The following is a 16,168-nucleotide window of genomic DNA, read 5'->3' as shown; positions in this document are numbered from 1 at the left end:
ATGCAGAAGGAGAATTTCTCTAATGACAGAAGTTAAAATTGCTATAATAGATAGTGGGTTGGATGATCATATTTCTATACCTAAAAACTCGATCATTGGTGGACATGGATATTCATTAAAAGATGGAAGAATTCGTCACACATTTGATTTTTCTGATACCAATGGACATGGGACAGCAATAGGCGGCATAATTAATTATGAAACAAATAGTTCAAAATTTTATATAATACGCATCTTGAATGAAAATAACGCATCCAATGGGAAATTAATGATTCAAGCGATTAGAGACGCATTAGATTTAGGTGTGGATATAATTCATATGAGTCTAGGTACAGAAAGTATGGAGTACAAAGAGGAATTAGAGAAATTGGTTAAGCAGGCTCATGAAAAAAAGATTTTAATGGTGGCAGCCAGGCCTTTAGAGGTTAAACAGTGTGTTCCTGCAGATATAAAAAATGTTTTTAAGGTTTTTTTCGGATTTATTAAAAATAGACAGAATATTTATTGGTATAAAGATGAATTTTATGCACAAGGAGTGCCTCAAATGGTTATTTACAAAAAAAATTTATATAGGTTGATGGGCGGAAGTAGCATCGCTGCAGCACATCTGACCGCTAAGATAGCTAGCATTTTATCTAAAGAAAGAAAAGAAAAAACTTTTGAAGAAGTAAATAGGAATTTAAAAAAAGAATGTTGGCAAGTTAAAAACAGGAACATTGCAAGAAAGGATATTTGGAAGTATGACGGGAAAAAATATTTAACAACGAATCAGTTGGAAATTTATAATGAGGTACTTTATTGTGTTAAGGAAGTTTTGGGGGAAAAATTTGATGAAAGTATTCCTTTATGGTTTCAAGGCATCAAAACAAAAGCCTATTACTTATTGAAAACTTTAGAAGATCATTTGAAAATAAAAATAGATTATCAAGATTACAATTTTTTCCATTTTTTTACAATAAATAATTTGGTTGAAAAGATCGATCAAGAATCACAAAGACTTCTAAGGTAGATATTTTTACCGTTTCTAAAAATATTGTGAAAGAGGTGGGCAAATGAAAAATTATAAACAACTGGGCAATAAGTATGTAAAGATGAAAAAGGGTAGAACAACAGCGATTATTGTAACTAATATCTTAGCAATTGCTTTAGTTACATTTTTTTGGGTATATAGAACTGCATCTTTTAACGAACAGATAAATCAAATAACCCAAATTACAGGTAACTACCACGCAGTCTTCGAAAATCTCGGTGAAAACCAAATAAAAATATTAAAAGAAGATCCAAGGATAATAGCCCTTGGAGAAAATAGGTCAGGTACTGCATCAATCATTGAAGGTACAAACGTGAACTTAAATTTACAATATATGGATGAAGAAGCTTTAAAAATTGTGAACATTGAGCTTTTAGAAGGAGATCTACCTAAAAACTACGACGAAATAGTAATTGAGAAAGACGTCGCTGAAAGGCTAGGGCTCAACGAACCTCTCGGGAAAGAAATAAGGGTGATCAATTTATCAAACAGAAGTAATATCTACACTTTAACCATATCAGGGATAATAAAAGAGACATATGCAAGTGTTGATCTTGCCCTAATAAGTGAAAGCTTGGTAGAAGAAATCTCTAAGGAGGCCGTCCAAAGTTCAACTGTAGTTCTGGTAACTTACAAAGACCCCAAAAAGATGGAGGAAATAACAAAAGATATCGCAAGGAGTTTGAGGATAGGCGAAGATGATTATTATTTAAACAAAACTCTGCAGAGCACAATCGAACTATATGGAGGGAACAGTCTACCCACAATACTATTGACGATTCTCATTGTATCAGTAGCTATTACAGCTATATACAATATTTTGAACATATCAGTTTTGGAAAGGATAAGAGAGTTTGGGAGGATAAGAGCGATAGGGGCAACACCAACACAAGTTCGACGTATTATATTTAGAGAAGCCTCAATGTATGCATTGATTTCTATCCCCATTGGAATAATATTGGGAATCGTCTTACCTTACCTATTCCTACCGATATTTGGGTTAACTGATTTAGCAAAAAACATACAAATAACCACCGGTATAATCATTGGATCTGCTTTTGTAGGGATAATTTCGATATACATTTCTTCTTTCTTACCTGCAAGAAAAACTCAAAATATAAGTCCTATGGAAGCAATTAGGATAACAGAAAAGTTGAAAACAAATAAAAAAAATAAAAGAAGAAAAGAACATAAATGGACAGAAAAAGCTTTTGGTATAACAGGAAAAATCGCAAGTCAAGATATGGAAAGTAACATAGGACAAACAAGAAAGACCTTGGTATCTATCACACTTTTGGTGACTTTGTTTGTTTCAATCGCCTATATAACTTCAAGTTTTGACCCTCTTCAAGCGGCAACAAAAAAAATAAAATCAGATTATCTATTGGTAGATGAAAGGTTTTTTGCTGATGGTGGTTTCTCTGATGAGACGTTGGAAGAAGTGAAAAACATAGAAGGAGTAAAAGAAGTAAAAGGTCTTAAAGTTGAGTCAAAGTATCCTTTATCTTTCGATTCAGGAGTTATTGATGAACTTTATTTGAACCAAGATTATATGGACGAGTTTCAAAAAGAATGGTTAAATAGAACCGGAGAATACCTAACTTCTATCTATATTTTTTCCTATTCAGATGAAATGTTGGAAGAATGCAATGAGTACCTATTGGAAGGAAAAATAGATATAGAAAAACTTAAAAATGGGAATTATGTTATTGTTGAGTACAATGATAAACTTTTTAGTGAAGATATCTCTTTGGATAATTATCCGTTAAAGGTTGGAGATGAGATAGAACTGATACCTTTAACCATAGAGGGAAATGTGGAGGAACTATCAAATTATCCAAAACTCGAAATCGTTGCTTTGATAGAAGAGGTACCGTATTACTTACACGATAGTAATCCCCCATCTCCCATGATGATAGTATCAGAAGAAACCTTTAATAAGTTAAGCAATAAAAAAAATTACAGCCAGATATACATAAACCTCGATGAAGATGCAGATAGAACATATGTAGAAAATCAGTTAAACGAGATAGCAACTTCAAAAGGAAGTTGGGAAGTAGTATCCTTTAGAAACGTAATGGAAGATGTAGAAAAATTTGTAAACACCACCGTCTATATTCTATACATATTTGGGACGGTAATCTTTTTTATATCTATCTCGAGTATAGCCAATTCAATTTCAACCAACATTCTGACAAGGACAACGCAATATGGCATACTGAGAGCGGTAGGTCTAAATGAAAAGAATCTAAGAAAAATGATGATGATAGAAGGATTCTTATTTTCAGCAAAAGGAGGGATCTGGGGAATAATAGTTGGAAGTATTGTAGGGATATTTTGGTTTGCCATTATGGCAGCAAATGGAGCGTACATTAAATTTATGATTCCTTGGCTACAAATACTGTTGATATTTGTTGTAACGATACTATGTGGAATGTTGATAACGTTGATACCTTTTAACAGATTGAAGAAAACTTCAATAATTGAATCTATAAGAGATATAGAGCAATAACATGTAAATGAATAAATTATTCACAGACTAAGGAGGAGAAACGATGGAAATATTGAGAACGGAAGATTTAAAAAAGAAATATGGCGAAGGAGAAAATGAAGTCTGGGCGTTGAAAGGGATAACGATCTCGTCAGAAAAGGGAGAATTTATATCAATAGTGGGACCAAGTGGTTCTGGGAAAAGCACATTATTACATCTTATAGGTGGGCTTGATAGTATAAGTTCTGGAAAAATATACATTGAAGAAAAAGATATCTCTGAATTATCCGAAGAAGAATTATCTAAGTTCAGAAGACAAAAGGTGGGATTTATCTTTCAATTTTACAATCTAATACCTGTTTTAACGGTAGAAGAAAATATCCTTTTGCCTATACTGTTGGATGAAAAAGAACCTGATAGGGGATACATAGATGATGTATTAAAATTTTTGAATATAAAAGACAAGAAAAATAAACTTCCAAGCCAACTATCGGGAGGGGAACAACAAAGGGTAGCCATTGCCAGGGCGGTGGTAAACAAACCGGCGATAATTCTGGCAGATGAACCAACAGGAAACTTAGACACAAAAACAGGATCAGAGGTTATGGAATTACTTAGAGATCTAAACAAAGAGTACGATCAGACGATACTGATGGTAACCCATGATTTGAAATTAGCGAAACAAGCAGATAGAACAATAACCTTAGTTGATGGGAAAATAGAAAAAGAAGAGCACAATGCTAATGTTGTAAAATAAATAAAAAGCGGGGTTTCAACATTGGAAACAATAAAAACACAGAATCTAACAAAGATATTCAAAGTAAAAAGGAAAGAAATAAAAGCCATACAAAACATAAATCTATCCATTCAAAGTGGGGAGATATTTGTTTTACTCGGTCCTAACGGTGCCGGTAAAACCACATTTCTCAAGACTATTTCCACTCTCATTCTACCAACGTACGGTGATGGTTGGGTTAATGGATACAACATCAAAAAAGATGAGTATAAGGTCAGAAGATCGATAGGATTATCGACAGGATTTGAAAGGTCTTTTTACTACAGGCTTAACGGGTATCAAAACCTCGAGTTCTTTGGTACATTGTATGGGTTGAAAGGTAAATATTTAAAAGTCAAGTATGATAGTCCCCTATTTAATTAAAAAAATTTTAAATATTTTCTATTTAAAAAATCCTCATTCAGTCATACTTCTAGGTTGAAAGTAGCAGTTGTTGTTTATTCAGGTTACTATTTCTCTTTTCCTTTTTAATTTTTTTGCTGTATAATTGCCATGAGCTCTCAGTTCTTGATTTTGTAATTTGTAATGATAGTCAGAATCATATTTTTTCCCACTCTTTACCAGTGAATATATTATTCTCAACAATTTTCCCGCTACGGCTAACACAGCAACAGTATGTGATTTACCTCGAGTACGTAGTTTCATGTAATAATTCTTGAAGTATTCATTGTTTTGAATAGCAACGATGGCAGCGATGTAAACAGCTTTTCTTAGGTATCTGTTACCTTTTCTATTGATGAACCAGCCTTTTTTCATTTGACCTGATTCCTCTGTACGAGGATCGATGCCAACGAAAGCCACCAGGGCAGAAGCAGAATAGAATCGGTTAATATCTCCTGTTTCTGCTACAATATTTAAAGCTGTTTCATTGAAACCATCAAGAGATTGTATTAATTCTACCTGGTTTTTAATTACATCGTTTGATGAATTGTTCAAAGTTTCTTTCAATTTTTCTTTGAAGAGCTTTTGATCTGATTCAAGTTTGAACAACAATTCTATTCTTTTTTGAAGAGCTAACTCATGCGCATCGTTGCCACTTGCTATTGAATTTTTAGAAAGTTCAATGATTTGGTCCAACTTATTTTCATCGAAATACAATTGATTATCTATCTTCATCGCATCAATAAGCTGTTTTTTGTTGGTTGTAGCGATCTTCCTTGCAGAAGGGAAGTTATACAATAAATTCATTAAACTCTTGATAAAGATATTAGATTGAAAAGATTCCAATTCAGGGAACAAAAGGTAGACATAACGTTTGATTTCATTCTTAACCCTTGAAATCTCCTCAGAAAGGTTAATGATCTCGCGAGAGTATTGAGTGAAATTATCTATCTCCTTAGAAGAAGGGATGTTGTCTGGATACTTTTCTTTCAGCCAAATGGAGATCAGCTTGGAATCAATGTTGTCGTTTTTAGAATGGCGAAGAGTTTCACTTTTTCTGAATTCTTTCAACAAAAGGGGATTAATGATATGGACATCATAATCGTGTTTAAGTAAATAAGAAAACAAATGTTGATGGTAAATAGAAGTGGATTCCATACCAATTATAATCTCTCTTTTGTTGAACTTTTTAAGAATTTTGTCGAAAGTGGTGAAACCACTCATATTCTGTTTGAATTTACCACTATCGATTTTGGTCCTACCTGAATCGGAGATGTAGTAATGAAAAGAGTTTTTAGAAATATCAATACCTACAAAATACATATTTTTTCACCTCGCTTTAGTATTGTTTGAGGATCCGCCTTTTGCAATCATCCTTCTAATACGGCCTTGAAAGGTCAATCAAGTATCGGATTTATGGGCGGAAAGTGGGTAGCGAACAAACTTTTAAACGAACTTAAAAGTTCAGAAAGAATAAGCGTTCTACTACCCACTCATTTTTTAAAGAAAATAGTTGTTTATGCTTATATTGTATCATCAAATATCATAGAAGAAAGAATAAAATATCTACTCTCGCTGTTCAACTTAGAAGACGCAAAAGATTTAAAATACATGAAGTATTCAACTGGGATGAAGAAGAAACTCTCTCTGGCAAGGGCCTTGTTACACGAACCAGATGTATACATATTCGACGAGCCAACCTCTTCAATAGACCCAATAAGTGCTAATGAGATAAGGCAAATAATCTCTTCACTCAAAAACAAGAACAAAAGTATCGTACTTTCCACACACGACATGCACGAAGCGGAACTCCTCGGTGATAGGATAGGGATACTGAATAAAGGAGTAATGCTTGCAGTTGATGAAAAAGGGAACCTCAAGAAGTTGTTGAAAAAAGAGATAATAAAAGTAAAAACAGATAAGTTTGTATCTGAAGAGATGATCTCTAAAGATGGAATCAAAGGAAAGATAAACCATTTTAGAAGCTTGAAAGAAGATGAGTTTGAAATAGAAGTTGAGAACTCATCAGAGGTACTCGATCCACTGATAGAAAAATTGAAAAAAGAAAATAGAAAGATACTTACAATAAATGTTGAACAACCTTCGATAGAAGAGGTATTCATGAATTTTGTGAGGAATGATAAGAGATGAACTTTTTAAGGAAATTATGGATATTCATAAAAAGGGGATTCGTTATAAACTTCAGTTACAAGACTTACGCGATACTTGGAATAGCAAGTATGCTGATAGGGGTTTTGAGGTTTGGTTTCATGGCTACCTTTTTGGAAGAAGGGAACACCTTCCCCATGCTCGCACCATACGGTGGAGACTTGATGGCTTTTTTGATAACAGGAACGATGTATATGAGTTATGTCTCCGTTGCTTTGGATTCTTTCAAAAATTCTATAAGGTCGGAACAAACGATGGGGACTCTTGAATATCTTCTTATGAGTAACACCCCATTATGGCAATTATTGATCTTCAATGGGATAAATAGTTTCATATGGACAACTATGAACGTTGGGGTTATTTTTTTGTTCTTAGTTCTAATTTTTAATATACAGATGACTGTAAATATAACCCTATCTTTATTCATATTGATCCTATCAATAATATGTATAAGTGGGATAGGACTGATGAGTGCGGGAGTAATAATGATAACAAAGATGGGAGACCCCATAAGTTGGGTATTCAGTACACTCTCTGGACTTTTAAGCGGTGTGTTGTACCCAATCTCCATACTACCTGTTTGGTTAAGAAGTATCTCTTACTTTCTTCCCCCTACGTATGCCTTAAGTGCATTGAGAAAGTCCTTGCTAACAGGGGCTACCTTTGTTGATGTGAAGAATGAAATAATAGTTTTGATCATCATGAGTTTACTGACGATTCCCTTGGGATTGTTGTTATTCAGATTTGGTTTCAATAAAGCAAGAGAAACAGGTAGTTTGATAGAGTATTGACAAGAAGAAATGGTTTAATGGCTTGTAAAAACATAGCGAAAGATTATAACTATTTGCCGGCAAGTAGCAATCCTGCAGAGAAAATAGTAAAAATAAAAGTGGAAGGAGGTGAAACAAATGAAAGTAAGACCAGAAGAAGAATTGAAGGTTGATGTTAATGGATATAATAATGTGAATCCTCTTGGTTGCAGGGATGATTGCGAGGAGTACTTTCCAGAGGTTTCTCAATACATTGATGGTTGTGGATGGCGTGAAACTCCTAAAACAACTATTCTTTGGTAAGAACCGAAAAAGAGAGGAAAGTTATACTTCCTCTCTTTGGTGGTGCGCCCAGCATGCGCGATAGCTAAGCGGTGAAAGTCCGTTGTGGGCCAGGTAGCGGGAACCACTAGCCAAAGGCAAGGGTGTCCACCGTGAGGTGGAATCTGAAGGAAGCCAAAGGCAAAGTCCCGGTTCGATGAACAAGAACCAGATACAAGGCTAAGTGAAGTGGACGAGTTTGCCACTCAAAACGAAGTCCAACAGCTACCCAGAACTTCACGGAGTAGATCTGGCGAATAGATGGGATGAAAGTTATTGCACTTACCTGGGGAGATCTCAAGAATATGCTGATAAGGCAACCCATACAGCAATGTATGGCTGAATCTTGAGAAGTCAGCAGAGGTCATAGTACTCATTGAGAGATGAGGAAGGACTGAACAACAGGAGGTTTCGAATCTTGAAAGATGCGAAGGGACATGGAAAAGGCATACAACTTCGATTAGAAGGTTTCCTACATGAAGATAAGGGAGAGCCTGAAAATAATGTAGAAGCGCCTAATATAACTTCTACGTCTGAAAGAGGAAGAAACGATGTGAAAGGATACAGACATCAATCCTGTTGAACCGCCGTATACCGAACGGTACGTACGGTGGTGTGGGAGGACGGTAGATAAATTAATTATCTACCTCCTACCCGATCGCCCAGCATGGGCAATAGCTAAGCGGTGAAAGTCCGCTGTGGGCCAGGTAGCGGACTAGTCGAAAGAGGTAAGGTGTCCATCGAACGGTACGTATGGTGGTGTGGGAGGACGATAAATAAATTAATTATCTGCCTCCAACGCGATTTGTTTTTGTATCTAAATTATATAATTAAGATGAATTATAGAATATGAAAAAGACTCAAAATGAGGTGATGCTGATTACACCAAGATTTTCAAAAACATTGAAAAAAGCAAAAATAGAATTTGACAAAATCCATCACTTTTTGGTAAGAGATCCTGTAGTGAAAGAAACCATGTTTACTTCAAGTTCAACCGTTTATTCTATTTTAAGAACCGTTAACTTATTTTTTTCTTTTGTTGTATTTATCCCTATTATAGGAAGCATTTGGAATTTTAACTTACCTCATTTTTTAGGATACCTCTTAAGTGCCTTTGGAGTTTATTTAACTTGGATTTTTGAATGGGTAACAAAGTCTACGGTTCTTGAAGAAATACGTACAGTAACAATAATTCAAATTTCATTACATAGTGTATTTGGGTTGTGGTACCACTTTTATGATACTTTTGAAATTTACGATTTTATTATTCATTTTACGGGAGGTATTTGGCTTTCATTTCTTATATATCCTTTGGTAATGGGGTCTGAACTAGTTTGGACCAAGACGAAAATGTCTTTTTTCTTTCTAAAAATATTTGTTATTACCATTTCTATTGTTATGACAATAGGAGTGTTTTGGGAAATAGGAGAGTTTATTTCTGATCTAATCTTTAGAGGTTATCCTGGATACAGACTGGCGCAAGAGGACAGCCTTTTCGATACAATGGTAGATTTTATTGTAGACTTTATAGGGAGTCTTACTGGAATATATATTTTTTGGAACACCCTAAAAAGATTGAACAAAACTCGTGATATGGATTCTTTATTAGAAAGAATCGGATCAGCTTTAAAAGACTATGTGAATGCTTCTTAAAAGTGTTTATACGAGGGGATAACTTGTTAGAAATAACGATAGAAGAGATAAAAGAATTATTGAAGTAGCTGTGCAGAAGACTAATTTAATATTAATGTCAAGTATTTGTTTTCTGCCTATAATTTTGCTAAATTTTGATATCACTCTTTTCTTTATTTTAATTTCTGAAAGAGTGATATCTTTTTTGCCCTTTTTTCGAAAATCTGATATACTCTTTTTATAATGTAGTAAAAAATCGATAACAAATATTATATAATTGATAAAACCGGATTCAAAAATGAGAGGTGGTGTTCTATGGGAATACCCTTAGTTAGCGATAAATTCAAGAAAGAAGAATCTAAGTTAAAAGCCTTGTTGAAAGATTATTTAGAGCTTATCAATGGGAATTCTTTTTTGATTAAAGATAAAATTGACGAAGTGAAGAGCGAATTTGAAACACTTTTCAATTTTGTAGTTGTAGGTAAAGTTAAAGCTGGTAAAAGTAGTTTTTTAAACGCTTTACTTGGAATTAAAGAAGGAGAAGAGAGTATCTTCGAGGTTGGACCAGGACCTCAGACTTCCAAAATAACAATCGTTCGAAAGGGTCAAGGGAACGTTGAAACAAAAGGTGATATGGTTACAATCTACAAAGATTTGGATTCTTTGGAAGGAATAGAGATAATAGACACCCCAGGAACGGACACAATAATGGAGAAACATGAAAAGATTACCAGAGATTTTTTAGAAAATAGCAATCTGATAATGTTTGTTTTCGACTCGAAAAATATATATACAAAAAGCGATTGGGAGTTGATCGAAAAGATCATCAAGGATTTGAAAAAAGATGTCATCTTTATTCTCTCCCAGAAGGATAGAGCTTCACAAGAAGAGATAGAAATGGCTAAAAAAGAGCTTATAAATAGATGCAACAAAATAGATTTGAAAGATCCCAAAATCTTTTTAACTTCAGCTAAGCTAGAAATTGAATCTAAACCTGATAGTGGGTTCCAACAGGTTAGAGATTATATTTTTAACGAAATAGGTAGTCATGACAAGAAAAGAATGAAATTGAAAACAATTATAGGTAAGATTAGATTTTCCGTTGACCAAAATAGCAACATTTTGAACGAAAAAATCGATGAATTGGAAGTTCTTGAGAGATATTATGAAACCCTTAATGCGTTTTTGGGAGAGAATCATTCTTTTTTTAATATTAGGTTTGATTCAATTAATGATGCTATAAAAAATTATTACTTGAATAAGTTAACTGATTTGAAAGATTCAATCTTAAACTTTTATAAGACGCAGAAAAAAGTGAAAGAAAATATCGAGTATGAGATTTCTCAATTCAAAAAAGAAGTATCAAAAACCCTGAACGATAGAATAACCAGAGAGATTTTAAACATTACGGATGAAGAAAAGAGCAGAATAAATAGATTTTTTGATAAGAAGGAAGTTGTAGATAGATTAGGAATCGATCCTTTCTTAAGGGAAAAGTTAAAGTTGGATGTTGATAAAGAGTTTATTATTTTTTCCAATGATTTAGAAAAAGAAATCAACAAAATTTTAGATAGAACCTTTAAAACAGTAACGTTTAAAAACAAAAATCTGTTGAACAGGTTATACATCTCAAGAAGTGTTCAAAAAAGATTGGATAATGAAATTTCTAATCAAATGAAGGCTTTAGAAAATACACTTAAATCTAATGTTGAAAATTTTATAAATAGCTTAAAGGTAAAAATGCAAACAAGTATGTTTGAAAACTACGAGGCATTTAAAAAGGAGATAAATAAGCTAGAACATTTCAAAGATCTAAAAGAAAGAATTGATGGATACTCAAGGCAATTGGAAGATATAGAGTCGTCTCTTAATAGTAAATCTTTTTAGATTATCTTTTTTATGATATAATATTTCTATATTTTTAGGTTTGTGGAGGTGCTTTCTTTTTTGTTTGATCCCAATTTTATTAGAAATATAGCAATAATTGCACATATTGATCATGGAAAAACAACCTTGATGGATAGAATACTGGAATTGACACATTCGATAGACGAAAGAAATATGAGAGAACAGTATTTAGATTCAATGGACTTAGAAAGAGAGAAAGGAATTACTATAAAATCACATCCGGTCAAGGTTTTTTATACTGGAAAGGATGGAAATGAATATGAGCTGAATATTTTGGACACTCCTGGGCATATTGATTTTACCTATGAAGTTTCGAGAAGTTTGGCAGCATGTGAAGGTGCTATTTTACTGGTCGATGCCACACAAGGTGTTCAGGCTCAAACCGTTACTAACACGTATTTAGCCATGGAAAACAATTTGGAGATCATTGGTGCAATAAACAAAATAGATCTTCCCACTGCAAATATCGATGAAACGATGTTGGAGATAAATGATTTGGTTGGTATTGAAGCTGACTCAATAATCCCTATTAGTGCAAAAACTGGAGAGGGAGTTACAGATTTACTGGAATTGATTATTCAAAAGGTCCCTTCTCCCCTTAGTAAAGGCAATACTTCAGACAAGTTGAAAGGTTTGATATTCGATGCTAAGTATGATAAGTACAAAGGTATCATCGTTTATTGTAGAATATTTGGAGGAAAGGTTAAAAAAGGTGACAAGATTAAATTAATGGCTTCTAATGCAACCTATGAAGTTATCGAGGTTGGGATCTTTCACCCAGAGATGATAGAGACAGAGGATCTGTCTGCTGGCGAAATAGGTTATATTGTGGCTGGAATAAAAGATATAGAGCAGGCAAGAGTAGGAGATACGATTACTGATGCACTGAATCCCATAGAAAAACCTCTTCCAGGGTACAAAGAAGTAAAACCGATGGTTTATGCGGGACTTTATCCAGGTTTGCCAGAGTATTATGAGGAGTTAAGAAAGGCTCTTGAAAAGTTGAAATTGAACGATGCTTCTCTTGTATTCACTCCTGAAAGTTCCCCGGCTATGGGATACGGTTTTAGGGTAGGTTTTTTGGGTTTGCTTCACATGGATGTGGTTAAAGAACGTTTGCAAAGGGAATTTGAACTTGCTGTTATTCTTACTGTTCCTAGCGTAATTTACAAAGCAAAGCTAAGAAATGGAGAAGAAATAGAAATTACAAATCCTTCAGAGTTTCCCGATGAAGATTTGATAGAAAAAGTTTATGAACCTTTTTGTAAGTTGGATATTATTACTCCACCTGATTATATGGGGGATTTAATAAATTTGGCTCAAGTTGAAAAAAGAGGTAATTTTTCTCATGTTTCAAACGCAGGTAAGAATAGGGTGGTTTTACATTTTGAAATTCCTTTGGCTGATTTGATCTTCGATTTCTTCGATAAGATGAAGGCTATCAGTAAAGGTTACGCCTCTATGGATTACGAGATAACAGGGTACAAAGAGTCTAATTTAGTGAAGTTAGAAATTTTAATAAATAGAGAGAAAGTTGACGCCTTATCTTACGTTGTTCATGACAGTCAAAGCTATACACTTGCAAGAAAATTAGTGGATAAATTAAGAGATTTAATTCCTAGACATCAATTTGAGATACCTATCCAAGCATATTGCAAGGGTAAGATAATCGCAAGATCCACTATTAAAGCCTTAAGAAAAGATGTCCTTCAGAAGTGTTATGGTGGAGATGTGACCAGAAAGATGAAATTGCTAGAAAAGCAAAAAGAAGGTAAAAAAAGGATGAGGGAGATTGGTAAAGTCAATATTCCTCAAGAGGCCTTCCTGGCTTTGTTGAAGGTTAACGAAGATGAAGAATAAATTTGGAGGTGTCAGAGTTGGCAGGAGATTTAAAAGAGAGTAAAAGTAAAGGTCGAAATATCTACAGAATAATCCTATGGATTGCCGGTTTGGCTTCTTTATTTGTGTTTTCTTTGGTTATTAACCAACCGTGGATTCTTTTTGCTATAACCATTGTAGCTCTTTTGAGTAAAGAGTGGCTTTTGGCGTTTATCATCACTGGTATAAGAGGTACAGGTATTTTTGGAGCCATGGGAGAAGTTGAAATGTTGTGGGTTACATTATGTATCTTTTTTATATTCATTTGGGCTCTTTTCAGGTTCTTCTTTGATACGGATAGATTTTTGAGAAAGAAGGTGCGAAGTTTACACGCAAATCACAATCGAGAAGGGTAAAATCATAAGGTCAGATTTATAGTATCATTTTTTAAGTTTCCCGTCCCACAAATTATATAGGGGGGAACACATATGAAAATTAGAACAAAGTTAAACTTTTTCGTTCCAGTAATAGTAATAGTCGGGGTTATAAGTATAATTCTTGTATCTATTTTTTATCAACAGAAGGTTTATGATTTTCAAAATGAAAACTTTGTAGAACAGGTAAATTATAGTTACTTAAGCGAATTAAAAAACCTTGAAAACTCTTTAAAAAGAACTTTAGATTCTATTTTGGCAAATGAAGAGATTGCAAAAGCTTTTGCAGAGAATGATCGTCAAAAGCTTCAAGAACTGACCCTTCCGATTTGGAACACGCTAAGGGAAAATAATATTGAGCAATTTCAATTTCACAAAAACTCTGTTACTTTTTTGAGATTACATGACACAGGACAATACGGTGATGATTTGAGTTCTTTCAGGGAAACAATAAATCAGGTAAACAAAACAAAAGAACCTACTTCAGGCCCTGAAATTGGAAGAGCTGGATTAGGTTTTAGATATGTAGCTCCAGTGTATTATAATAATGAATTTCAAGGTACAGCAGAATTGGGTTTATCAATAAATAAAGAATTCTTAGAGAAAATCGAAGGAGACTCTGTTCTTAAAATTTTTGATAACGATTTAAGTGGTGAAGTAGAAATTTTTGAATCAAATAAATATGATCTTACCATATTCACCACTAATGTAGATTCAATAAAATCCGGAGATAATTTTTTCTACGAAATAAAAGATAATTATTTAATGGCTATGTTCCCTCTAGTAGATTTTAGTAATAAAGTAATAGGATATGTAGGAACAAAAATAGATTACAGTGAAATTATCTCTAACAACAGAAACGGGATATTTTATTCTATAATTATCAGTTCTGCTATTTTGTTAATAATCATTTTGGTTACTCTATTCATATCTAGAAAACTAGTTAAAGAAGTTAATTATTTGAAAAATAAAGTCAACGATTTTTCAAATGGAAATTTGGTTTTAGATTTTTCTGGTATGAATTTAGATAGTGAATTTGAGACAATATCTAACTCAATCAAAGAAGCTGTGAACAAACTCAAAAATTCAATGATGAGAATAACTCAAATCTCTCAAGACTTTGGAATTTTAAGTGCCAATCTTGCGAGGTCATCACAAATTTCTAAAGAACATTTAGAAAACACCAATCAAAAAACAAAGGACATCAATTACAATGCACAAGATACAGATGAGAGAATTCATGAAATACGTCAAAGTATCGAAGATTTAACCGCTGCAAACGATAATCAGGCAAAATCGGCACAAAATCTGAACGAAATATCAAATGGAATACACCAAAGTTCAGATGAGGGTGTAAAAAATATTGAAAGAATGAACGAAATGCTGTTTGAAGCTGTTAAAAAAGCTGAAGAATCAATGAAAAACTCAGAAATTCTTTCCAAAAATTCTGAAGAAATAAAAGAAATAATAAACACAATAGATAGTATAACTGAACAAACTAATTTATTAGCTTTGAATGCTGCCATAGAAGCAGCTAGAGCTGGCGAAGCTGGGAGAGGCTTTGCTGTAGTAGCGGATGAAATACGAAAACTCGCAGAAGAAAGTAAAAAAGCCACTGAAAACATAGCAAAAATAATAACTGATCTAATAGTAATATCTCAAAAAACAAATCTTTCGAATAAAGAAACATCAAATCTCATAGAAAAAACTGAGGATGAATCTCAAAATGTATTGGGACAGTTTGAAGAGATGAATTCAAGAATATCCGAAATGAACGAAATAATTGAAAATTTCTCTGCCAATACTGAAGAAACAACTGCTACAGCGGAAGAAATAAGTTCAAACATGAATTCTGTTTCAAAAATGGTCGATCAAATAAGAAATAGTGTTGAAGGTATTACTAAAGATACGGATATTCTATCCAAAGATAGTGAAAATTTAGTTAATGTTTCAGAGCATGTTTTTACTGGACTTAATGCACTTATAGAAACTGTATCAACTTTTAGTTTATACAATAACGAGGAGAAAATAAAAGAGTTTGAAAAAGCTATAAAAGCTCATCAAAATTGGGTTGATTTATTTGAAAAGAAGTTAAAGGATCCTAATATTGATTTAGAAATTAATCCAGATAGATGTAGTTTCGGTATTTTTTCAAAAACAATTCAGATCGAAAAAGAGCTAGCTGATGATTGGGCACAGGTCTTAAGATTACATGCACAATTGCACAAAAAAACTGAAGAACTTGGAACAAGAGAAGATAAACAAGCTTTGCTTTCTGAAGTAAAAAAGATTTCAAGTGAATTGAAAAAGGGTCTAAAAAATATGATAAATAAACTGCAATAAAAATAAAAAGGTAGCTGTATGTGAAATACCGAGCAGCGCATATTATACTATGGGAAGGAGAAAGATAATTAAGTT

The 16,168-nt window shown here is 33.4% G+C and carries 16 protein-coding genes; 15 read left to right on the top strand and 1 reads right to left on the bottom strand.

Features of this window, described 5'->3' with window-relative positions; genetic code table 11:
• The first annotated feature begins 22 nt into the window (after positions 1-22).
• The 4 genes from PMOB_RS07795 to PMOB_RS07780 are packed head-to-tail and all read left to right on the top strand — an operon-like array spanning position 23 to position 4,680.
• Complete coding sequence (locus PMOB_RS07795; RefSeq protein WP_012209317.1) at positions 23-1,009, top strand: S8 family peptidase; 987 nt, start codon at positions 23-25, stop codon at positions 1,007-1,009.
• A 43-nt stretch (positions 1,010-1,052) separates the two neighbouring features.
• Positions 1,053-3,542, top strand: coding sequence for an ABC transporter permease (locus PMOB_RS07790; RefSeq protein ID WP_012209316.1), 2,490 nt, complete (start codon positions 1,053-1,055; stop codon positions 3,540-3,542).
• A 43-nt stretch (positions 3,543-3,585) separates the two neighbouring features.
• Positions 3,586-4,278: an ABC transporter ATP-binding protein gene (locus PMOB_RS07785; RefSeq protein WP_012209315.1), complete on the top strand. Its 693-nt coding sequence runs from the start codon at positions 3,586-3,588 to the stop codon at positions 4,276-4,278.
• Positions 4,279-4,299: 21 nt separating this feature from the next.
• Positions 4,300-4,680 carry an ATP-binding cassette domain-containing protein gene (locus PMOB_RS07780; protein ID WP_049755303.1) on the top strand — a complete coding sequence of 127 codons (381 nt, stop codon included), beginning with the start codon at positions 4,300-4,302 and terminating at the stop codon, positions 4,678-4,680.
• A 78-nt stretch (positions 4,681-4,758) separates the two neighbouring features.
• Here the strand turns inward: PMOB_RS07780 and PMOB_RS07775 are convergent, their stop codons facing one another.
• Entirely contained in the window at positions 4,759-6,021 is a 1,263-nt protein-coding gene (locus tag PMOB_RS07775; RefSeq protein ID WP_012208365.1) for an IS110 family RNA-guided transposase, read from the bottom strand.
• A gap of 93 nt (positions 6,022-6,114) precedes the next feature.
• On the opposite strand from PMOB_RS07775, the gene PMOB_RS07770 reads away from it, so the two are divergent.
• The 11 genes from PMOB_RS07770 to PMOB_RS07740 all read left to right on the top strand — a co-directional run bounded on the left by PMOB_RS07770 (position 6,115) and on the right by PMOB_RS07740 (position 16,093).
• Positions 6,115-6,849, top strand: coding sequence for an AAA family ATPase (locus PMOB_RS07770; protein ID WP_155811089.1), 735 nt, complete (start codon positions 6,115-6,117; stop codon positions 6,847-6,849).
• Positions 6,846-7,658, top strand: a complete 813-nt coding sequence (locus tag PMOB_RS07765; RefSeq protein ID WP_012209314.1) for an ABC transporter permease — start codon at positions 6,846-6,848, stop codon at positions 7,656-7,658. Before PMOB_RS07770 ends, PMOB_RS07765 begins: the two co-directional genes overlap by 4 nt.
• A complete protein-coding gene (locus tag PMOB_RS10860) occupies positions 7,655-7,810 on the top strand; it encodes a hypothetical protein (RefSeq protein WP_196793025.1) in 156 nt (51 codons plus the stop codon). Before PMOB_RS07765 ends, PMOB_RS10860 begins: the two co-directional genes overlap by 4 nt.
• Positions 7,776-7,940: a hypothetical protein gene (locus tag PMOB_RS10685; protein ID WP_155811088.1), complete on the top strand. Its 165-nt coding sequence runs from the start codon at positions 7,776-7,778 to the stop codon at positions 7,938-7,940. The genes PMOB_RS10860 and PMOB_RS10685 overlap by 35 nt, the downstream gene beginning before the upstream one ends.
• 202 nt (positions 7,941-8,142) lie before the next feature.
• The gene (locus tag PMOB_RS10680) at positions 8,143-8,301 is read left to right on the top strand and encodes a hypothetical protein (protein WP_196793024.1); all 159 of its coding nucleotides are present in this window, start codon (positions 8,143-8,145) and stop codon (positions 8,299-8,301) included.
• Between the two features lie 75 nt (positions 8,302-8,376).
• Positions 8,377-8,541 carry a hypothetical protein gene (locus PMOB_RS10675; protein WP_231282467.1) on the top strand — a complete coding sequence of 55 codons (165 nt, stop codon included), beginning with the start codon at positions 8,377-8,379 and terminating at the stop codon, positions 8,539-8,541.
• Positions 8,542-8,807: 266 nt separating this feature from the next.
• Entirely contained in the window at positions 8,808-9,611 is an 804-nt protein-coding gene (locus tag PMOB_RS07760) for a hypothetical protein (protein ID WP_012209313.1), read from the top strand.
• Positions 9,612-9,905: 294 nt separating this feature from the next.
• The gene (locus PMOB_RS07755) at positions 9,906-11,477 is read left to right on the top strand and encodes a dynamin family protein (RefSeq protein ID WP_012209312.1); all 1,572 of its coding nucleotides are present in this window, start codon (positions 9,906-9,908) and stop codon (positions 11,475-11,477) included.
• A gap of 60 nt (positions 11,478-11,537) precedes the next feature.
• Positions 11,538-13,358: a translation elongation factor 4 gene (lepA, locus tag PMOB_RS07750; protein WP_012209311.1), complete on the top strand. Its 1,821-nt coding sequence runs from the start codon at positions 11,538-11,540 to the stop codon at positions 13,356-13,358.
• Between the two features lie 17 nt (positions 13,359-13,375).
• Positions 13,376-13,732, top strand: a complete 357-nt coding sequence (locus PMOB_RS07745; RefSeq protein ID WP_041534120.1) for a hypothetical protein — start codon at positions 13,376-13,378, stop codon at positions 13,730-13,732.
• Between the two features lie 72 nt (positions 13,733-13,804).
• Positions 13,805-16,093, top strand: a complete 2,289-nt coding sequence (locus PMOB_RS07740) for a methyl-accepting chemotaxis protein (protein WP_012209309.1) — start codon at positions 13,805-13,807, stop codon at positions 16,091-16,093.
• Positions 16,094-16,168: the final 75 nt, after the last annotated feature.

Source organism: Petrotoga mobilis SJ95, assembly GCF_000018605.1.
Taxonomy (GTDB): domain Bacteria; phylum Thermotogota; class Thermotogae; order Petrotogales; family Petrotogaceae; genus Petrotoga; species Petrotoga mobilis.
This window is presented reverse-complemented; position numbering and strand designations above follow the sequence as displayed.